Origin of the sequence: Streptomyces cylindrosporus (genome assembly GCF_022698165.1) — a bacterium.
In the GTDB taxonomy this organism is placed as follows: Bacteria; Actinomycetota; Actinomycetes; order Streptomycetales; family Streptomycetaceae; genus Streptomyces; species Streptomyces cylindrosporus.
Genome location: NZ_JALDAY010000011.1, coordinates 28,904 through 47,243, shown reverse-complemented (window position 1 = coordinate 47,243; position 18,340 = coordinate 28,904). Strand labels below are relative to the sequence as shown.

Here is an 18,340-nt window from a genome sequence, read left to right as displayed (position 1 = left end):
CGCGTGTAGCATGGAGTTGCCGCGCTAGCGTCGCCGACGCCTGCCCTCCCCTACGCAGCCCCTTTTCCCCGAGGAGAGTGCGCCATCAACGCGTCCAGCCCTCCCGCTGCCGTCGAACTGCGCGGCATCACCAAGCGTTTCCCCGGCGTCGTTGCCAACAAGGACATCGACATCACCGTCCGTACCGGAACCGTCCACGCCCTCTGCGGTGAGAACGGTGCCGGCAAGTCCACCCTGATGAAGATCCTCTACGGCATGCAGCAGCCGGACGAGGGCACCATCACGGTGAACGGCGAGACGGTCACCTTCAACAACCCCGCCGACGCCATCGCCCGCGGCATCGGCATGGTCCACCAGCACTTCATGCTCGCCGACAACCTCACCGTCCTGGAGAACGTCGTCCTGGGCGCGGAGAAGCTGTACGGCATCGGCGCCAAGGCCCGCACGAAGATCAAGGAGATCTCCGACGCGTACGGCCTGAACGTCCGCCCCGACGTGCTCCTCGAAGAGCTCGGCGTCGCCGACCGCCAGCGCGTGGAGATCCTCAAGGTCCTCTACCGCGGCGCCAAGACCCTCATCCTCGACGAGCCCACCGCCGTCCTCGTGCCGCAGGAGGTCGAGGCCCTCTTCGACAACCTGCGCGAGCTCAAGGCCGAGGGCCTCACCGTCATCTTCATCTCGCACAAGCTCGGTGAAGTGCTCTCGGTCGCCGACGAGATCACCGTCATCCGACGCGGCACCACCGTCGGCACGGTCGAGCCCGCCGGCACCACCCCCAAGCAGCTCGCCGAGCTGATGGTCGGCAGCGAACTGCCCACCCCGGAGACCGAGGAGTCCACGGTCACCGACGTCGCGCTGCTCAAGGTGGACGGCCTGCACCTCTCGCAGACCGACCTCGACGGCATCGAGCGCGTCATCCTCGACGAGATCTCCTTCACCATCCACAAGGGCGAGGTCCTCGGCATCGCCGGCGTGGAGGGCAACGGCCAGTCCGAGCTGGTCGAGGCGATCATGGGCATCCGCGACCCGGACGCCGGCGTGATCAGCCTCGACGGCACCGACATCTCGCACGCCCCCACCCGCGCCCGCCGCGAGGCCGGCGTCGGCTACATCCCCGAGGACCGCCACCGCCACGGCCTGCTCCTCGAAGCGCCGCTGTGGGAGAACCGCATCCTCGGCCACGTCACCGAGCGGCCCAACTCCCGAGGCCAGCTCATCGACATCAAGGCCGCCCGCACCGACACCGAGCGCATCATCCAGGCGTACGACGTCCGCACCCCCGGCATCGACGTCACCGCCGCCTCCCTGTCCGGCGGCAACCAGCAGAAGCTGATCGTCGGCCGCGAGATGAGCCACGCGCCCAAGCTGCTCATCGCCGCCCACCCCACCCGTGGTGTGGACGTCGGCGCGCAGGCCGCGATCTGGGACCACATCCGCGAGGCCCGCCGCGAGGGCCTGGCCGTACTGCTGATCTCCGCCGACCTGGACGAGCTGATCGGCCTGTCCGACACCCTGCGGGTGATGTACCGCGGCCGGCTGGTCGCCGACGCCGACCCCGCGACCATCACCCCCGAGGAGCTGGGCTCCGCGATGACCGGTGCGGCCACCGGTCACCTGGAGCACACCGAGGACTCCGCAGCGGACCACGAGGACGACGCCCGATGAACAAGCTGACCCAACGCATCGACAAGGAGCGGCTGCTCCTCGGCATCGCGGCCCCGCTGCTCGCGATCGTCGCCGCGCTCGTCGTCACCGCCCTGGTGATCCTCGCCACCGGCAAGAACCCCGGCGCGGCCTTCAACGACATGCTGACCTACGGCACCGCCAGCGACAGCCAGGTCTACATCCTCAACAAGGCGACGACGTACTACCTGGCGGGCGTCGCGGTGGCCATCGGCTTCCGGATGAACCTGTTCAACATCGGCGTCGACGGGCAGTACCGCATCGCCGCGTTCTTCGCCGCCGTCCTCGGCGGCGCGCTGACCACACCCGGCTGGATCTCCATCCCGCTGATCATCCTGTGCGCCATGGGCACCGGCGCCGTGTGGGCGGCCATCGCGGGCGTCCTCAAGGTGACCCGGGGCGTCAGCGAGGTCATCTCGACGATCATGCTGAACTCGATCGCCACCGCGATCATCGCCTACCTGCTGCAGCCCGGAAAGCTCGCCGAACTGCAGAGCGGCGGCACGGTCATCTCCACCAAGCCGCTGCCGAAGGACTCGTACTTCTTCCAGATCGACACCGGCGCGGCCGGCATGCTGTGGGGCTTCATCGTCATCGCCGTCGTCGTCGGCATCGCCTACTGGTTCGTGCTCGGCCGCACCCGCTTCGGCTTCGACCTGCGCACCGTCGGCCAGTCCGAGTCCGCGGCCACCGCGAGCGGTGTCTCGGTGAAGAAGATGGTCGCCACCAGCATGGTCATCTCGGGCGCGGTGGCCGGTCTGATCGGCATGCCGACCCTGCTGAACGACAGCCACCAGTTCAGCAACGACTTCCCGACCGGCATCGGCTTCACCGGTATCGCCATCGCCCTGCTCGGCCGCAACCACCCGGTCGGCATCGCGCTCGGCGCGCTCCTGTGGGGCTTCCTGGAGCGCACCACCAACCACCTCGAGTTCGAGGGCTACGACAAGGAGATCCTCGGCGTCATCCAGGGCGTCATCGTCCTGTGCGTCGTCATCGCCTACGAGCTCGTACGCCGCTACGGCCTCAAGCGCCAGCAGCAGCGGGTCGGCGCCGAGCTCGCCGCCCAGGCCGCCGCCCCGACCCAGAAGCAGGAGGTGGCGTGATGACTGCCACGATGACCGACACGCCGCCCCCCGCGGCCCCCAAGGCGGACTCCGCCGCCAAGAGCTCGGGCCGTTCGCTCGGCCAGATCCTCATGATCGTCGCCGGTGCGCTGCTGCTCGTCGCCGCGGTCCGGATGATCACCGGCTCCGACCAGCTCACCTCCGAGGGCCAGGTCTCGGCCGCCCTCGGCCTCGCCGTCCCGATCGGCCTCGCGGGCCTCGCCGGCCTCTGGTCGGAGCGCTCCGGCGTGGTCAACATCGGCCTCGAAGGCATGATGATCCTCGGCACCTTCGGCGCCGGCTGGATCGGCTGGCAGTCCAACCCCTGGCTCGGCCTGCTGTGCGGCATCGGCTTCGGTGTCCTCGGCGGCCTGGTGCACGCGGTCGCGACCGTCACCTTCGGCGTCGACCACATCGTCTCCGGTGTCGCGGTCAACCTGCTCGCGCTCGGCACCACCCAGTACCTCGCCAAGCTCTTCTTCTCGGACGGCAAGGCGGCCGACGCGGGCGGCAACCCCAAGCAGTCCCCGCCCGTGGACTCGCTGCCCAACTTCGACATCCCCGGCCTCTCCGACGGCCTCAAGTCCCTGGAGAACCACCACTGGTTCCTGATCTCGGACATCGCCGGCATCCTCGGCGGCGTGGTCACCGACCTGTCCGTGGTGACGGTCCTCGCCGTCGCGCTGTTCGTCGGCAGCTGGTGGCTGCTGTGGCGCACCCCGTTCGGCCTGCGCCTGCGCTCCTGCGGCGAGAACCCGATCGCCGCGGAGTCCCTCGGCGTCAACGTCTACAAGTACAAGTACGTGGCCGTGGCCGTCTCCGGCGGCCTCGCGGGCCTCGGCGGCGCCTTCCTCGCCCTGGTCACCTCGCACACGTACCTCGAAGGCCAGACCGGCGGCCGCGGTTACATCGGTCTCGCCGCCATGATCTTCGGCAACTGGCGGCCCGGCGGCCTCGCCATGGGCGCCGGCCTCTTCGGCTACTCCGACGCCCTCCAGCTGCGCAACGGCGGCGAGACCGTCCACGCGCTGCTGCTCCTGCTGTTCGTGCTGCTCGTGGCGATGGCCGGCTGGAAGCTCTACAAGAAGGCCCACTGGCAGGGCGGCATCAGCCTGCTGGTGGCCGCGGGTGTCCTGGTCTGGTACCTGGTCACCGACGAGGTCCCGAGCGACTTCGTGGGCGCCACCCCGTACGTCGTCACGCTGCTGGTGCTGTCGCTGTCCGCGCAGCGCCTGCGGATGCCCAAGGCGGACGGCATGCGCTACCGGAAGGGCCAGGGCAAGTGACGGGCGTCGACTGGGGCGCGCTCAGGGAAGCGGCCCGGGACGCGATGACCCGGGCCTACGCCCCCTACTCCGGCTATCCGGTCGGGGTGGCCGCCCTGGTCGACGACGGCCGTACGATCACCGGCTGCAACGTCGAGAACGCCTCCTACGGCCTCGGCCTGTGCGCGGAGTGCGGTCTGGTCTCGCAGCTGCAGAACACGGGGGGCGGCCGTCTCACACACTTCACCTGCGTGGACGGCCGGGGCGAGGTGCTCGTCCCCTGCGGTCGCTGTCGCCAGCTCCTGTACGAGTTCGGGGGCCCCGACCTGCTGCTGGAGACCCCGGCGGGGATCCTCCCGCTGTCCGAGATGCTCCCGCAGGCCTTCGGGCCGGAGCACCTCACCAAGTAATTCCCGGAAGGAACGCACGCCATGGCGATGGACGTCATCTCGGTCATCCGCACCAAGCGGGACCGCGCCGAACTCACCGACGAGCAGATCGACTGGGTCATCGACGCGTACACCCGCGGGGAGGTCGCCGACGAGCAGATGTCCGCGCTCGCCATGGCGATCCTCCTCAACGGCATGAACCGCCGCGAGATCGCCCGCTGGACCGCGGCGATGATCGCGAGCGGCGAGCGCATGGACTTCTCGTCCCTGTCCCGCCCGACCGCCGACAAGCACTCCACGGGCGGCGTCGGCGACAAGATCACCCTCCCGTTGGCCCCCCTGGTCGCCGCGTGCGGCGCGGCCGTCCCCCAGCTCTCGGGCCGGGGCCTCGGCCACACCGGCGGCACGCTGGACAAGCTGGAGTCGATCCCCGGCTGGCGCGCGCTGCTGTCGAACGAGGAGATGCTCTCCGTACTGGACGGCACGGGCGCGGTGATCTGCGCGGCCGGCGACGGTCTGGCCCCCGCGGACAAGAAGCTCTACGCCCTCCGTGACGTCACCGGCACGGTCGAGGCCATCCCGCTGATCGCCTCCTCGATCATGTCGAAGAAGATCGCCGAGGGCACCGGCTCCCTGGTCCTGGACGTGAAGGTCGGCACCGGCGCCTTCATGAAGACCATCGAGGACGCACGGGAGTTGGCGTCGACGATGGTGGGCCTGGGCACCGACCACGGCGTCAAGACGGTCGCGCTCCTCACCGACATGTCCACCCCGCTGGGCCTGACCGCGGGCAACGCCCTGGAGGTCCGCGAGTCGGTCGAGGTCCTGGCGGGCGGCGGCCCGGCGGACGTCGTCGAGCTCACCCTCGCGCTGGCCCGCGAGATGCTGGACGCGGCGGGCGTGCGCGACGCCGACCCGGCGAAGGCCCTGGCCGACGGTTCGGCGATGGACGTCTGGCGCCGCATGATCGCGGCCCAGGGCGGCGACCCGGACGCGGAACTGCCGGTGGCGCGCGAACAGCACGTCATCAAGGCACCGTCCTCGGGCGTCCTGACCCGCCTCGACGCGTACGACATCGGCGTGGCCGCGTGGCGCCTCGGCGCGGGGCGCGCACGCAAGGAGGATCCGGTGCAGGCGGGCGCGGGCGTGGAGTTGCACGCGAAGCCCGGCGACACGGTGAAGGAGGGCCAGCCACTCCTGACCCTCCACACGGACACCCCGGAACGCTTCGAGTACGCGTTGCAGTCGGTCGAGGGGGCCTACGACATCGGGGCGGCGGACACGACGTTCACGGCGTCGCCTGTCGTGCTGGAACGTATCGCCTGACCTGGAATTTCCTCATTCGGGCGAACGGGATCGGTGGACCGCCGCCGGTCCCGTTCGGCATGCTGGGATCGGTGACGTAACGAACGGAGACCGCCATGAGCGCACTCGCCGCCGAGTCCGGAACCCCTGAGGGTACGGACTGGGACGAGATCGTCCGTGTCTGGGAAGAGACGGACGCCCCCGAGGGCAGCAAGGTGGAGATCATCGAGGGGATCGTCACCGTGCCGCCTCCACCGTCCGAAGAGCACAACGACACCGCTGAGCTGGTGCAGCGTCGCCTGTACACAGCGATTCCGGACGACTGGGGTGTCTATCAGACACTCGGCCTCACGTGCCCGGAGTCAGGTGGCCTCTTCATGCCAGATCTGTGCGTGGTGCCGAGGGCTGCCCTGCGCCGCGGAACGCGCGTGCATGCGGGCGAAGCCGAACTCGTCGTCGAGGTCACGTCCAAGAGCAACGCGAACCACGACCGAATCAAGAAGGCCCACGGCTACGCGGTGGCAGGCGTGCCGCTCTACCTCCTGTTGGACGCCTGGCAGTCGGGGCGTCCCACGGCGACGCTCTATGGAGAACCGCAGAGCGGCACATATCGAGTCCTCGACTCGGTGGAGTACGGCGAAGAGCTGACGCTGCCCGCACCGTTCAAGCTGACCCTCGACACCGGCATCTTCCCGCTCGGCTGACAGCTGATCATCCCAACACCGCCGCTACTCCCACCAGCACCGGCACCGACAGCACCGTCGACAGCAGGATCGAGTCCCGGGCCAGGCCCTCGGCCACCCGGTAGCGGCTCGCGTACGTGTACAGGTTCTGCGCCGCCGGGAGTGCCGACGTGACGACCACGTCGAGGAGTTGGTGGCCGTGCAGCCCGAACATCCCCACCGCCAGTGCCCAGGCCGCCACCGGCTGGCCCACCGCCTTCAGCGCGACGGAGAGGAACACGGGGAACCTGTCGGCGCCGCGCCCCGGCATCGTGCTGCCGCACAGCGAGATGCCGAAGGCCAGCAGCACCGCGGGAACCGCCATGTTGCCGATCAGGGTCAGCGGATCCATGACCGGGCTCGGGACGTGGACGTCGCTCCCCGCCACCGCGACGCCGGCCAGCGAGCCGACGACGATCGGATTGCGCAGGGGAGTCAGCAGCCGTAGCCAGAGCGGGCCCTTCTCGCCCGTGCCGGACAGGTCGAGGACCGTCAGGGCGATCGGGGAGACCACGAGGAGCTGGAACAGCAGCACCGGCGCGACCAGCGAGGCGTCGCCGAGCACGTACACGGCGATCGGGATGCCGAGGTTGCCCGAGTTGACGTAACTGGAGGCCAGGGCGCCGATGGTCGTACGGCCCAGGCCCCAGCCCCGTGCGACACCCACCGCGACGAAGACGCCCGCCGCCGCGGCCGTGCTGATCGCCGTCACCAGCAGCCGGCTGGAGAAGATCACCGACAGGTCGGCGCGGGCCAGGGTGGTGAAGAGGAGGGCGGGGGAGGCGACGTGGAAGGCCAGCTTGGTGAGGACCTCGCGGCCGTGCTCGCCGAGGTGGCCGCGGCGGCCGATGACGTAACCGACGCCGATGACGACGGCGATCACCGCGAAGCCGGTCAGCACGCCCTGCACGGGGCCTCCCCGGCGGTGAGGAGGCAGTGGGGTATCCGGGGAGGTGCTGATCCGTGGGGCATGCACCCAACCCTCCGGGGAAGGCCCGCCCCAGGTCAACGTGACCCTGAGCGGATCCCGATGAGTTCCGCGCCTCCGCCCGGTCTACCGCTCGTGGACGCCATGACACCTGCCGTACTCGTGCTGGCCGGCCCCGTCACTCGGGACGAGGTGACGGGGCTGTGCGACAGCGTGCGGGCGCTGTTGGAGGCCGGTGGTGCGGGCGTCGTGGTGGTGGACGTCGCGGGCGTCGGGCCGCCGGGGCTCGGGGCCGTCGACCTGCTGGCGCGGCTTCAGCTCGCCGCCCGGCGGGCCGGGGGACGGATCCGGCTCCGCGATCCGGCGCCCTCGCTACTCGCCCTTCTGGACCTGGTCGGCCTCCGCTTCGAGGTGGAGCGGCAGCCCGAACAGCGGGAACCACCGCTTGGTGTCGAGGAAGAAGTGGAACCCGGTGAGACGGCCGTCTGAGATCTCCAGCACCTGCACGGCCCACGGGGTGTAGCCGCCCTCCTCCGGGTCCGGCTTGTACTGGGCGAAGCCCGGCAGACCGTTGACCTGCACCGGCACCAGGCGGGAGCCCTCGCAGGCGGAGCCGAGCGTGGTCATGAAGCCCGTGATGTCGTCGTGGCCCGTCAGCCACAGGTCGAACGGCGGCATCGTCATGACCGCGTCCTCGTGCAGCAGCGCCGTCAGGGCCGTCATGTCGTACCCCTCGAAGGCCGCCACATAGCGGTCCAGGAGCTTCTGCTGGTCCTCGTCCAGCGGGTCGGAGACGGCAGCGCCCGCCGCCCTGTCCTCCCGCTCGGCGAGCGTCGCGCGGGCCCGCTGGAGTGCGCTGTTGACCGACGCGACCGAGGTGTCGAGGAGCTCGGCGACCTCGCTCGCCTTCCAGGCCAGCACCTCGCGCAGGATCAGCACGGCCCGCTGCTTGGCGGGCAGCTGCTGCAGGGCGGCCATGAAGGCGAGCCGCACGGACTCCTTGGCCACGGCCGCCTCCGCCGGGTCGTCGGTGGTGGGCAGCACCCGGTTGTCCGGCATCGGCTCCAGCCAGGTGTTGTCCGGGCGGGGCGAGAGGGCGGCCTGGGCGAGCGGGGTCGACTCGCTGAGGTCCATCGGGCGGGCGCGCTTGTTGCCCGCGGTCAGCATGTCCAGGCAGACGTTCGTCGCGATGCGATACAGCCACGAGCGGAGGCTGGAGCGGCCCTCGAACTTCTCGTAGCTCCGCCAGGCGCGGACCATCGTGTCCTGCACCGCGTCCTCGGCCTCGAAGGAGGAGCCGAGCATGCGGTAGCAGTAGCCGGTCAGCTCGACCCGGTGTTTCTCCAGCCTGACGTCGAGGTCTGTCGTCGTGGTCGTCGCCGTACCGTCGCTCATGTCCACCCACCCCTGTGGCATTCCTGTCACGCGCCTTTGCGCCCAGCACGTCCGAAGCTAGCGCAGGGCACTGACAATGGCGTGCCGAGCGGGGAAAGGCGCAGGTCAGGCGGGCTGGCCGACGGCGACCGCGCGGGCGGCCCGCGTCCCGATCACCGTGATCGTCACGACCCCCAGCACCGCCAGCAGCCCGACCGCGACCGTCCCGGCCCAGCCCCCGGCGTGGAAGGCGATCGCGCCCACCGTGCTGCCCGCGCTGGAGCCGATGTAGTACGCCGACTGGTACAGCGCCGAGGCCTGCGCACGCCCTGTCGTGGCCGTCCTGCTCACCGCCGAGGACGCCACCGCGTGGCCCGCGAAGAAGCCGGCCGTGATCAGGACCAGGCCCAGCAGGACCAGCGGCAGCGACGGGGCCAGGGACACGGCCAGGCCCGTCGCCGTCGTACCGCCTGCCAGGTACAGGGCGCCACGACGGCCCAGGCGGCCGACCAGGCGGCCCGCCGTGGACGCCGACACCGTGCCCACCAGGTACACCAGGAAGATCGAGCCGATGATGCCCTGGGGGAGGGAGAAGGGGGCCTCCGTCAGCCGGTAGCCGATCACCGTGTAGACACCGCCGAAGACGGTCATGAACAGGGCGCCGATGGCGTAGAGACGGCGCAGCAGCGGGTCGGAGAGGTGCCGGCGGACCGTGCCGAGGAGCACGCGCGGCTTCAGTGAGCCCGCGGTGAAGTGCTTCGGCGCCGGCAGCAGCAGCCGGAAGGCCACAGCGCAGGCCACCGCGATCGCGCCGATGACGCCGACGGCCACCCGCCAGCCCCACTCCTGTGCGACCCAGCCGGTGATGACCCGGCCGCTCATCCCGCCGACGCTGTTGCCCGCCACGAACAGCCCGATCGCCGTGACCAGCACCCTCGGGCGGACCTCCTCGGCGAGATACGCGGTCGCCGATGCCGGCAGCCCGGCCAGCGCCGCGCCCTGCACCGCCCGCAGTACGACCAGCGCGGGCAGCGAGGGCGCGAAGGGGACCAGCAGTCCGACGGCCACCGCGACCGCCAGCGACCCGGTCATCACCGTACGGCGCCCGAACCGCTCCGACAGCGCGCTCATCGGCAGCACGAACAGCGCGAGGCCGCCGGTCGCCGCCGCCACCGTCCAGCTCGCCTCGCTCGCCGCCACCCCGAACTCGCCGGAGATCAGCGGCAGCAGGGCCTGCGTGGAGTAGAGCAGCGCGAAGGTCGCCACGCCCGCGAGGAAGAGGGCGAAGCTCATCCGGCGGTAGCCGGGACCGCCGGGGGCCATACGGGAGTCGGTGACAGGGACAGGCGATCGGGCGCCCACGACGGCGGACGCCCCGGTACTGGCGGGAGACATGCCTCGAAGCTACGTACGCCTTCCTTCATCCGTCCAATGCATGAAACCGCCATAATCGTTCCCATGGCGCATCAACACAGCTCACGGCCTCGGCTGTCACCGTCCAGTGACGGAGAAGACATGGGGATGTTGCTCGCCCCCAGGCTGGCCCACTTCGCCGGGGTCGCCCGCACCGAGCACGTCACCCGGGCCGCGCAGGAGCTCCAGGTCCCGCAGTCGACCCTGTCCCGCGCGATGGTCCGGCTCGAACAGGACCTGGGCGTCGACCTGTTCGCGCGCCGCGGCCGCACGGTCTCCCTCACCCCGGTCGGCCGCACCTTCCTCACCCACGTCGAGCGGGCCCTCGCGGAGATCGAGCGGGCCGCCGAGGAGGTCCGCGCCGACGCCGACCCCACCACCGGCAAGGTCGCCTTCGGCTTCCTGCACACCCTCGGCGCCGAGACGGTCCCCGCCCTCATCCAGGCCTTCCGCGCGGACCACCCGAGGGTCCGCTTCAGCCTGGTCCAGAACTACGGCGAGGCGATGCTGGAGAAGCTGCGCGCGGGCGAACTGGACCTGTGCCTGACCTCCCCGGTCCCCGACGCCCCCGACCTCGTGGGCCGCCGCCTGGACGAACAGAAACTCCGCCTGGTCGTCCCCGCCGACCACCCCCTGGCGTCCCGCAGACGCATCCGCCTCGCCGAGGCGGCCGACGAGACCTTCGTAACCCTGGAACCCGGCTACGGCATGCGCCGCATCACGGACGACCTGTGCCAAGAGGCCGGCTTCAAGCCGAGGATCGCCTTCGAGGGAGAGGAAGCGGAGACGCTACGGGGCCTGGTGGCCGCGGGCCTGGGCGTGGCCCTCCTGCCCCCACCGGCCTTCCCCCGCCCGGGGGTTGTGGAACTGACGGTGACGGCCCCGCGGGCGGTACGCGAGATCGGCGTGGCGTGGTTGCAGGGCCACTCGGACACGCCCCCGGTGGCAGCCTTCAAGAAGTTCCTGCTGGCAAGAAGGGGAAGTCTGCTCACCTAAGGGGCGCGGGGAACTGCGCGACCAGCCACCAACCACCCGCACCCCGAACACAACCGCAGCCCCCCACCCCCTACCGCTTCAACGACTTCCCGAACCCCGCCGCCAACGGCATCCGCAACCCCAACGGCGGCGGCGCGGCGAACGCGTCCTCCAACGGTCGGGAGAACGCCCGCCCGAACAGACTCCCCATCACGAAGTCCTCGGCCAGCGCCTGCACTTCACTCCGGTACTGATGCAACCCGTGCCCGTCCGAGTGCACTTCGAACCGGCACACGTCCCGGTTCGCCTTCTTCGCCCGCGCCGCCAGCCGAAAGGACAGCTCGGGATCGGAGACGTCGTCGTTCGTGCCGTGCACGACCAGCACCCGCCGGCCCGCCAACTGCTTCACCGGTTCAGGCGAAGCCGCCACGTCCTCCTCCGGCAGCCAAGGGGCGATCGCCAGCACGGAGTTGACGGCCCCGTGCCCGCCCGCCCGCAGCGCCGCCCGGCCGCCCATGTCGATCCCGGCGAGGCAGACGGGCACGTCTCCGTACAGCCGCAGCGCCTCGTCGGCGGCCCAGGACGCGTCCCGCGCGAGGTGCGCCTCGCTGCCGTTCCAGCCGCGGTAGCGATAGTGGACGACATGCGCGGCCAGCCCCTCGTCGCGGCCGGCCCGCGCCAGCCTGCGCCCCAACGCCCTTACGGACGCGGCGGCCAGCATGGGTGACGGTCGGCGGGCCGACTCCTCGTCGCCGCCGGGCAGCAGCAGTACGACGCCGCTCACCGCCGTCGGCTCCGGGCCGATCGCCCTCCCCAGCCGGGCCCGTCGAACCGGCGTCGCTTGGTGTGCCATGACAGAACAGTGTCAGAAGGGTGGGTGTACGCGACCCGTCCTCGCGGTCACCGTTACGTATCGACGGAGTTGTACAGCGGGCGATCTACGCGCGTAGGAGTTAGAGTGCGGAAATGACGAGCCAGACCATCTCGAACAACCCGACGCCGGATCAGATCCGCCGGGCGCCGAAGGTTCTGCTGCACGACCACCTCGACGGCGGCCTCCGCCCGGGGACGATCGTCGAACTGGCCCGAGCCACGGGCTACACCCGCCTCCCCGAGACCGACCCCGGCAAACTCGGCGTCTGGTTCCGGGAAGCCGCCGACTCCGGTTCGCTGGAGCGGTACTTGGAGACCTTCTCCCACACCGTCGGCGTGATGCAGACCCGCGAGGCCCTCGTCCGGGTCGCCCGCGAGTGCGCCGAGGACCTCGCCGAGGACGGGGTCGTATACGCCGAGGTGCGTTATGCGCCCGAGCAGCACCTGGAGGGCGGGCTCACCCTCGAAGAGGTCGTCGAGGCCGTCAACGAGGGCTTCCGGGAAGGCGAGCGGCTCGCCCGGGCGAACGGCCACCGGATCCGCGTCGGTGCCCTGCTGACCGCCATGCGGCACGCCGCCCGCGCCCTGGAGATCGCCGAACTCGCCAACCGCTACCGGGACCTGGGCGTCGTCGGCTTCGACATCGCCGGCGCCGAGGCCGGCTTCCCGCCCACCCGGCACCTCGACGCCTTCGAGTACCTCAAGCGGGAGAACAACCACTTCACCATCCACGCCGGCGAGGCCTTCGGGCTGCCGTCGATCTGGCAGGCCCTGCAGTGGTGCGGCGCCGACCGGCTCGGGCACGGCGTGCGGATCATCGACGACATCCAGGTGCAGGCCGACGGCTCGGTCAAGCTCGGGCGGCTCGCCTCGTACGTACGGGACAAGCGCATCCCGCTGGAGCTGTGCCCCAGCTCCAATCTGCAGACCGGGGCCGCCGAGTCGTACGCCGAGCACCCGATCGGGCTGCTGCGGCGGCTGCACTTCCGGGCGACCGTGAACACCGACAACCGGCTGATGTCCGGCACCAGTATGAGCCGGGAATTCGAGCACCTTGTCGACGCGTTCGGTTACTCGCTCGACGACATGCAGTGGTTCTCCGTCAATGCGATGAAATCAGCGTTCATTCCTTTCGATGAACGACTGGCGATGATCAATGACGTCATCAAGCCCGGATATGCCGAGCTGAAGTCCGAATGGCTGTTCCAGCAGACCGTCTCTACCAGCGGTTCTGTGGATCAGGAGGGCTGATCGGGCGGTAATGGGCGGCACGGAATGCGGGCGGGTATTCACAATCCGTCCGCATTTCGATGTTTGCGGCGGGCGGGTGCGCATGTTTACGGTCGTGGACCGCTCACATCTCCGCAACCCCATTTCGAGGACGCATTCCATGAAGCAGTCTGCTGCCAAGACCCTCGGTGTCGCCGCCCTCGGTGCCGCCTTCGCCGCCGCGGGTGCCGGCGCCGCGAACGCCGCCCCGGCGCTTCCGGACACCAACGGGGCGTTGGACACCGTCACCAAGACGCTCCCGGCGGAGAACATCTCCAAGGCGCTGCCGGGTGCCGGCGAGGCGGTGAGCCAGGCGCAGCCCGCGCTCGCGTCGGGGCTGGCCGCCGTGCAGCCGGCCGCCCAGCGGGTGCTCGCCGACGGCCCGACCGCGCCGGTCGCCGGCCTGCTCGGCGGACTCCCGGTCGGCCAGACCGGCCTGCCCACGCACGGCCTCCCGGTGAACGGCCTCCCGCTCGGCTGACCCCTGAACGCGCCGATGGGGCGCACCCCCTGGACACGGGGTGCGCCCCATCGGCGTACGCGCGAAAGGGTTCACCGGGCTCACCAGGCGGTGCTGGGCGCCTTGTCCTCGGAGGGCAGCAGGACCCAGAGGGCTATGTAGAGCAGGAACTGCGGGCCCGGCAGCAGGCAGGAGAGCAGGAAGATCACCCGCATCGTGGTCGCGGAGGTGCCGAAGCGCCGCGCCAGACCGGCGCACACGCCGCCGATCATGCGGCCGTGGGTGGGGCGGACGAGGGCGGACATGTGCGGCTCCTTCGTGAGCGTCGGGTGAGGCTGCCCTGGTGGCGTCCTCATCTGCCTACAACGCTACGGAGACGAAGGGGGCGAAGCGTCGCTCTACGGTGCGATCCCGACCCTGGGAAACGTCGGGGTCCGACCCTGAGTCGCCTCCTCCTGGCGGCGGGCGGCGTGTTCCCGGCGCTCGGACCTGCGGCGGAGCCAGACGCGGGCGGCGGGGACCACGGTGGCGTGCGCGAGGGCCACGCCCGCGGTGTTCAGGAGCAGCGCGTCGATGTCCGGGACGCGCCCGGGGACGCCCGTCTGCAGCAGCAGGATGCCGAGCGAGACCAGGGCGCCGGCGAGGGCGGTGCGGACCAGCGAGGCGAGCGGCGAGACGGACAGCCTGCCGTGGGTCATCGGGAGCAGGACGCCGAGCGGGGCGAGGAGGGCGACGGCCTCGCCGATGCGGTGGGCCGCCACCGGCCAGCCCAGCGCGAGGTCGGCGCGGATGCCGGCGAAAGGGCGCAGGTTGGGCGGCTGCACCCAGGGGACGTCCAGCGGGCGCAGCGTGAGCCAGGCGACGAACGCGAGGTGTGCGACGAGGAGGAGCCCTCCCGTCACACGGAGGCGGACCGCGGCGCTGCCGCCGATGAGGCCGGGGCGCTCCGCCGGCAGGCCGATCCGGAATCCGCGGGCTGTCGGCGGCTGGTCGCTCCCCGCGGCGGAGCCGCGTGACGACACAGCCCCGCGCCCCTCGCGGGGCGCTGTATCGCACCGGGCTTCACCGGTCCCGCCTTGACGCTGCACGATCCCCAAGACGCGGCGTCCGGCAGGATCGGTTCCGGCTCGGCCCCAAGCACCTCGATGAGGCCTCCACCACACGCCCGCCTCACCGGTACGTCAGCCGTCCGTCACCTCGCCGGAGGGCGGCTGGGCGCTGCCCGGGCGGGAACGGACGTCGTCCGTGCACTCGTAGCGGCGCAGGGGTTCCTTGCCGGGGCCGCCGAGGATGACCGAGCCGTCGCCCTCGGCCGCGGCGGAGTCGGAGAACGTGCAGACGACCTGGGCGAGTGCGAAGGGGGTCAGGTCGGCGGGCGGGGTGCTCAGCCGGAGCGTGTCGTCGGGGTCGCCGGAGCGGGGGCCGCTCACGTTCATGCCGCCGCGCACGTCGGTCGTGTAGCCGGCCTCCTTCTCGGCCGCCGACGGGGTCGCCGCGAGCTGGTCGAGCAGACCCTGCGCCACGAGGACGCGCCGCTGGGAGTCCGCGGTACCGTCCGGGACCCGTACGGTCCGGTCCACGGCGACGAGCGACGACCCGCACAGCAGAAACACCTGCACCGGCAGCCCCCGCGGCGCCGCCGCGCTACTGCCCGGCTCGGCAAGCGAACAGAGCACCTTGGAGGGCGCCGCCCCGAAGTCGGTGGGCACCTCAGTGGAACGGATCCCGCAGCCGGAGAGAAGCAGGGCGAGGGCAGGGAGGACGAGAAGGGCGCGGAGGGCCGCCCGGCGCCGGAGGGAGGACGCCGGATGCCGTCGGGCGGGCAGGTTGCCGGTGGGCGTGGGCTGCTGTCGGGCGGGCGGGTTGTCGGTGGGCGCGGGCTGCAGTCCGGGGAGCGGCTTGTGGGCGGCTGGCGACTGGCGGTCGTCTGTCGTGCCGTTGGAGGGTGTCGGCTGCTGGGCGGCCAGGGGGCCGTCGGGAGCGGTCGGTTGCTGTCCGGGGAGCGGGTTGTCCGTGGGCGTGGGCTGTCGTTCGGGGAGCGGCTTGTGGGCGGGCATCGACTGGCGGTTGTCTGCCGGGCCGTTGGAGGGGGTCGGCTGGGGGGCGGGGTGGGCGTTGGTCGGTGGGCGGCGGTGTGCGGGCATCACGCGTCGTCCTTCTTCGGGTCGGCGGCTGCCGGGTCCTGGGTGAGGGCTGAGGCGTCGCGTGGGAGGCGGAGGGTGAAGATCGCTCCTCCGTCGGGGGAGTTGGCGGCGGTGATCTCGCCGCCGTGGATGTGGGCGTTCTCCAGGGCGATGGACAGGCCCAGGCCGCTGCCCTCGGAGCGCGGCCGGGAGGCGCTCGCCTTGTAGAAGCGGTCGAAGACGTGCGGGAGGACGTCCTCCGGGATGCCGGGCCCGTGGTCCCGTACCGAGATGACCACCTCGTCGGTCGCGGCGCGCACCGCGACCCGCACCGGGGAGCCGCCGTGCTTGAGGGCGTTGCCGATGAGGTTGGCGAGGATGACGTCCAGGCGGCGCGGGTCGAGCCGGGCGTGGATGCCGCGCTCGGCGTCCAGGTCCACCGCGTCCAGCCACGCGCGCGCGTCGATGCAGGCGGTGATCTGGTCGGCGACGTCGACGTCGTCCAGGACGAGGCGTGCCGTACCCGCGTCGAAGCGGGTGACCTCCATGAGGTTCTCGACGAGGTCGTTCAGGCGCCGGGTCTCGCTGACGACGAGGCGCACGGCCGGCTCGATCATCGGGTCGATCGACCCCGACTCGGCCTCCAGCTCCTCCTCCAGGATCTCCGTGACGGCGGTGATCGCGGTGAGCGGCGTACGGAGTTCATGGCTCATGTCGGCGACGAACCGCCGGGACGCGTCGTCCCGCGAGGCCATGTCCTCGACCCGTTTCTCCAGCGCCTCGGCCGCGTAGTTGAACGTCCGGGACAGGTCGGCGAGTTCGTCGGTCCCCGACACCCTCAGCCGGGTGTCCAGCCGGCCCTCGCCGAGCCGCCGGGCGGCGACGCCCAGACGGTGCACCGGCTTCAGTACGGTCGTCGCCGCGGCCTGCGCGAGCAGCGCGGAGCCGATCAGCGCGAGGCCGGTGGCGATCCCGAGCGACCAGGCGAGGGAGTTGAGGTCCTTCGCCTCCGGCTCGAGGGACTTGAGCATGTAACCGGTCGCCCCGCCCCCGATCACCTTCGTGCCGGCGACCAGATAGGGCGTGCCGTTGTCGACGACGCGCTGCCAGTACAGGTGGTACGCGTACTTGTTGCCGGAGTCGACCTTCTGCCGCTTGTTCACGGCCGCGCGCAGCGACTTGGGCACGTCCTGCAGCGAGAAGCCGTCCAGGGCGCCCGAACTGCCGTACACCGTCTTGCCGGAGGAGTCCCGCGCGACCAGCAGCACGCTGAAGCGCTGGCTGCTGTTGGCCATCTGGCCCGCCGTGCGCTGGAGTTCGTCCTGGCTGGGGTTGGTGGTCAGGGAGCCCGCGCGGGTCTGCATGGCCTGCTTGAAGTCGCCGAGCACCGCGTCCTGGGTGCGGGTGAGCACGGCCTCGCGGTTGAGCCAGTACGCGATGCCGGACGCGGAGACGGCCGCGGTCAGGGCGACCAGGCCGAAGACGACGACGAGCCGGAGCCTGAGGCTCGTGAACCGCAGCCGTGAAAGATGTCCCTTGCGGGTCGCGGCCCAGCCGCGAACCCCCCCTTGCGCTTCGGTCACTGAGGCGTGTCCAGCCGGTAGCCCACGCCACGCACGGTACGGATCAGCGTCGGGGACGACGGTACGTCCTCGACCTTGGCGCGCAGCCGCTGGACACAGGCGTCCACCAGCCGGGAGTCGCCGAGGTAGTCGTGCTCCCACACCAGCCGCAGCAGCTGCTGCCGGGACAGCGCCTGACCGGGCCGCCGGCTCAGCTCAAGGAGCAACCGCAGCTCGGTCGGCGTGAGCTGGAGGTCCTCGCCGTTCTTGGTGACCGTCATCGCCGCGCGGTCGATGACCAGGCTGCCGAAGGTCGCCGCGTCGGTCGACTCGCGTTCCCCGCGCCGCAGCACGGCCCGGATCCGGGCGTCCAGCACCCGCCCCTGGATCGGCTTGACGACATAGTCGTCGGCGCCGGACTCCAGTCCGACGACCACGTCGATGTCGTCGCTGCGCGCGGTCAGCAGAATGATCGGCAACTGGTCCGTGCGCCGGATGCGCCGGCACACCTCGAACCCGTCGATGCCGGGCAGCATCACGTCCAGCACGATGAGGTCCGGCCGTTGCTCGCGCAGGAGCTTCAGACCGTCCTCACCGGTGGCAGCGGTGGCAACCCGGTGTCCCTGGCGCGTAAGAGACAGCTCCAGGGCCGTACGGATGGCGTCGTCGTCCTCGATCAGCAACAGGGAAGGCACGGGGCTCATTCTGGCCCATGCGGGGTCGGTGTTTCGACTCCTGTACACCTACGTGCACGTAGCGCTTCTCTCTGTGATCGGGCTGTGTCTTCCCTGCGGCCGGGCCCTGTGACAGGTCTGTGACAGTCGGCGGACACGGCCATGAAGGTGCGAGGGCAAGCTTTTCGGCACGGGCAAGGAACCACCGCCCGGAAAGAC

At 71.1% G+C, this 18,340-nt stretch carries 19 protein-coding genes; 10 read left to right on the top strand and 9 right to left on the bottom strand.

All coding sequences use genetic code 11. The annotated features are described in order from the left end of the window. The first annotated feature begins 117 nt into the window (after positions 1–117). The 6 genes from MQP27_RS33180 to MQP27_RS33155 all read left to right on the top strand — a co-directional run bounded on the left by MQP27_RS33180 (position 118) and on the right by MQP27_RS33155 (position 6,452). Positions 118–1,665 carry an ABC transporter ATP-binding protein gene (locus tag MQP27_RS33180; protein WP_242772761.1) on the top strand — a complete coding sequence of 516 codons (1,548 nt, stop codon included), beginning with the start codon at positions 118–120 and terminating at the stop codon, positions 1,663–1,665. Further along, positions 1,662–2,789 (top strand): ABC transporter permease, encoded by a 1,128-nt coding sequence (locus MQP27_RS33175; RefSeq protein WP_242771532.1) that lies wholly within the window; start codon positions 1,662–1,664, stop codon positions 2,787–2,789. The genes MQP27_RS33180 and MQP27_RS33175 overlap by 4 nt, the downstream gene beginning before the upstream one ends. Continuing rightward, the gene (locus MQP27_RS33170) at positions 2,789–4,075 is read left to right on the top strand and encodes an ABC transporter permease (RefSeq protein ID WP_242771529.1); all 1,287 of its coding nucleotides are present in this window, start codon (positions 2,789–2,791) and stop codon (positions 4,073–4,075) included. The genes MQP27_RS33175 and MQP27_RS33170 overlap by 1 nt, the downstream gene beginning before the upstream one ends. Continuing rightward, positions 4,072–4,464, top strand: coding sequence for a cytidine deaminase (locus tag MQP27_RS33165; RefSeq protein WP_242771526.1), 393 nt, complete (start codon positions 4,072–4,074; stop codon positions 4,462–4,464). Before MQP27_RS33170 ends, MQP27_RS33165 begins: the two co-directional genes overlap by 4 nt. A 21-nt stretch (positions 4,465–4,485) precedes the next feature. Then, positions 4,486–5,769 carry a thymidine phosphorylase gene (locus MQP27_RS33160; RefSeq protein WP_242771507.1) on the top strand — a complete coding sequence of 428 codons (1,284 nt, stop codon included), beginning with the start codon at positions 4,486–4,488 and terminating at the stop codon, positions 5,767–5,769. 95 nt (positions 5,770–5,864) lie between these two features. Next, a complete protein-coding gene (locus tag MQP27_RS33155) occupies positions 5,865–6,452 on the top strand; it encodes a Uma2 family endonuclease (RefSeq protein ID WP_242771477.1) in 588 nt (195 codons plus the stop codon). Between the two features lie 7 nt (positions 6,453–6,459). Here the strand turns inward: MQP27_RS33155 and MQP27_RS33150 are convergent, their stop codons facing one another. Further along, a complete protein-coding gene (locus MQP27_RS33150) occupies positions 6,460–7,380 on the bottom strand; it encodes an AEC family transporter (protein ID WP_242771474.1) in 921 nt (306 codons plus the stop codon). A gap of 120 nt (positions 7,381–7,500) precedes the next feature. Between MQP27_RS33150 and MQP27_RS33145 the strand changes: the two genes are divergently transcribed. After that, a complete protein-coding gene (locus MQP27_RS33145; RefSeq protein ID WP_242771471.1) occupies positions 7,501–7,887 on the top strand; it encodes an STAS domain-containing protein in 387 nt (128 codons plus the stop codon). On the opposite strand, the gene MQP27_RS33140 is transcribed toward MQP27_RS33145, so the two are convergent. Together MQP27_RS33140 and MQP27_RS33135 are read right to left on the bottom strand one after the other, a co-directional pair. After that, the gene (locus MQP27_RS33140; RefSeq protein ID WP_242771455.1) at positions 7,771–8,793 is read right to left on the bottom strand and encodes a sigma-70 family RNA polymerase sigma factor; all 1,023 of its coding nucleotides are present in this window, start codon (positions 8,791–8,793) and stop codon (positions 7,771–7,773) included. The genes MQP27_RS33145 and MQP27_RS33140 overlap by 117 nt on opposite strands. Before the next feature lie 105 nt (positions 8,794–8,898). Next, positions 8,899–10,167 carry an MFS transporter gene (locus MQP27_RS33135; protein WP_242771452.1) on the bottom strand — a complete coding sequence of 423 codons (1,269 nt, stop codon included), beginning with the start codon at positions 10,165–10,167 and terminating at the stop codon, positions 8,899–8,901. A 63-nt stretch (positions 10,168–10,230) separates the two neighbouring features. On the opposite strand from MQP27_RS33135, the gene MQP27_RS33130 reads away from it, so the two are divergent. After that, on the top strand, positions 10,231–11,181 hold the full coding sequence (locus MQP27_RS33130; protein WP_242771435.1) for a LysR family transcriptional regulator: 951 nt from the start codon (positions 10,231–10,233) through the stop codon (positions 11,179–11,181). Between the two features lie 70 nt (positions 11,182–11,251). Here the strand turns inward: MQP27_RS33130 and MQP27_RS33125 are convergent, their stop codons facing one another. Next, a complete protein-coding gene (locus tag MQP27_RS33125; protein WP_242771432.1) occupies positions 11,252–12,013 on the bottom strand; it encodes an alpha/beta hydrolase in 762 nt (253 codons plus the stop codon). A 113-nt stretch (positions 12,014–12,126) separates the two neighbouring features. Here MQP27_RS33125 and MQP27_RS33120 point away from each other — a divergent pair, with 113 nt between their 5' ends. Both MQP27_RS33120 and MQP27_RS33115 read left to right on the top strand, forming a co-directional pair. Next, entirely contained in the window at positions 12,127–13,284 is a 1,158-nt protein-coding gene (locus MQP27_RS33120) for an adenosine deaminase (RefSeq protein WP_242771429.1), read from the top strand. A 139-nt stretch (positions 13,285–13,423) separates the two neighbouring features. After that, the gene (locus MQP27_RS33115) at positions 13,424–13,783 is read left to right on the top strand and encodes an ATP-binding protein (protein ID WP_242771426.1); all 360 of its coding nucleotides are present in this window, start codon (positions 13,424–13,426) and stop codon (positions 13,781–13,783) included. 80 nt (positions 13,784–13,863) lie between these two features. Here the strand turns inward: MQP27_RS33115 and MQP27_RS33110 are convergent, their stop codons facing one another. From MQP27_RS33110 to afsQ1, 5 genes are all read right to left on the bottom strand, one after another. Continuing rightward, complete coding sequence (locus tag MQP27_RS33110; RefSeq protein ID WP_242771423.1) at positions 13,864–14,067, bottom strand: PspC domain-containing protein; 204 nt, start codon at positions 14,065–14,067, stop codon at positions 13,864–13,866. A gap of 93 nt (positions 14,068–14,160) precedes the next feature. Then, positions 14,161–14,718 carry a VanZ family protein gene (locus tag MQP27_RS33105; protein WP_242772760.1) on the bottom strand — a complete coding sequence of 186 codons (558 nt, stop codon included), beginning with the start codon at positions 14,716–14,718 and terminating at the stop codon, positions 14,161–14,163. Positions 14,719–14,943: 225 nt separating this feature from the next. Beyond that, positions 14,944–15,507, bottom strand: coding sequence for a hypothetical protein (locus MQP27_RS33100; protein ID WP_242772758.1), 564 nt, complete (start codon positions 15,505–15,507; stop codon positions 14,944–14,946). A gap of 398 nt (positions 15,508–15,905) precedes the next feature. Then, positions 15,906–17,468: an ATP-binding protein gene (locus tag MQP27_RS33095; RefSeq protein WP_242771420.1), complete on the bottom strand. Its 1,563-nt coding sequence runs from the start codon at positions 17,466–17,468 to the stop codon at positions 15,906–15,908. Next, positions 17,465–18,142, bottom strand: a complete 678-nt coding sequence (gene afsQ1 / locus MQP27_RS33090; protein WP_242771417.1) for a two-component system response regulator AfsQ1 — start codon at positions 18,140–18,142, stop codon at positions 17,465–17,467. The genes MQP27_RS33095 and afsQ1 overlap by 4 nt, the downstream gene beginning before the upstream one ends. Positions 18,143–18,340 lie beyond the last annotated feature (198 nt).

What these genes read in the sequence shown, in the direction of transcription:
- MQP27_RS33175 (WP_242771532.1), top strand. Translation starts at nt 1,662, where the DNA reads ATGAACAAGCTGACCCAACGCATCGACAAGGAGCGGCTGCTCCTCGGC.
- MQP27_RS33170 (WP_242771529.1), top strand. Translation starts at nt 2,789, where the DNA reads ATGACTGCCACGATGACCGACACGCCGCCCCCCGCGGCCCCCAAGGCG.
- MQP27_RS33160 (WP_242771507.1), top strand. Translation starts at nt 4,486, where the DNA reads ATGGCGATGGACGTCATCTCGGTCATCCGCACCAAGCGGGACCGCGCC.
- MQP27_RS33155 (WP_242771477.1), top strand. Translation starts at nt 5,865, where the DNA reads ATGAGCGCACTCGCCGCCGAGTCCGGAACCCCTGAGGGTACGGACTGG.
- MQP27_RS33145 (WP_242771471.1), top strand. Translation starts at nt 7,501, where the DNA reads ATGAGTTCCGCGCCTCCGCCCGGTCTACCGCTCGTGGACGCCATGACA.
- MQP27_RS33140 (WP_242771455.1), bottom strand. Translation starts at nt 8,793, where the DNA reads ATGAGCGACGGTACGGCGACGACCACGACGACAGACCTCGACGTCAGG.
- MQP27_RS33135 (WP_242771452.1), bottom strand. Translation starts at nt 10,167, where the DNA reads ATGTCTCCCGCCAGTACCGGGGCGTCCGCCGTCGTGGGCGCCCGATCG.
- MQP27_RS33130 (WP_242771435.1), top strand. Translation starts at nt 10,231, where the DNA reads ATGGCGCATCAACACAGCTCACGGCCTCGGCTGTCACCGTCCAGTGAC.
- MQP27_RS33125 (WP_242771432.1), bottom strand. Translation starts at nt 12,013, where the DNA reads ATGGCACACCAAGCGACGCCGGTTCGACGGGCCCGGCTGGGGAGGGCG.
- MQP27_RS33120 (WP_242771429.1), top strand. Translation starts at nt 12,127, where the DNA reads ATGACGAGCCAGACCATCTCGAACAACCCGACGCCGGATCAGATCCGC.
- MQP27_RS33115 (WP_242771426.1), top strand. Translation starts at nt 13,424, where the DNA reads ATGAAGCAGTCTGCTGCCAAGACCCTCGGTGTCGCCGCCCTCGGTGCC.
- MQP27_RS33110 (WP_242771423.1), bottom strand. Translation starts at nt 14,067, where the DNA reads ATGTCCGCCCTCGTCCGCCCCACCCACGGCCGCATGATCGGCGGCGTG.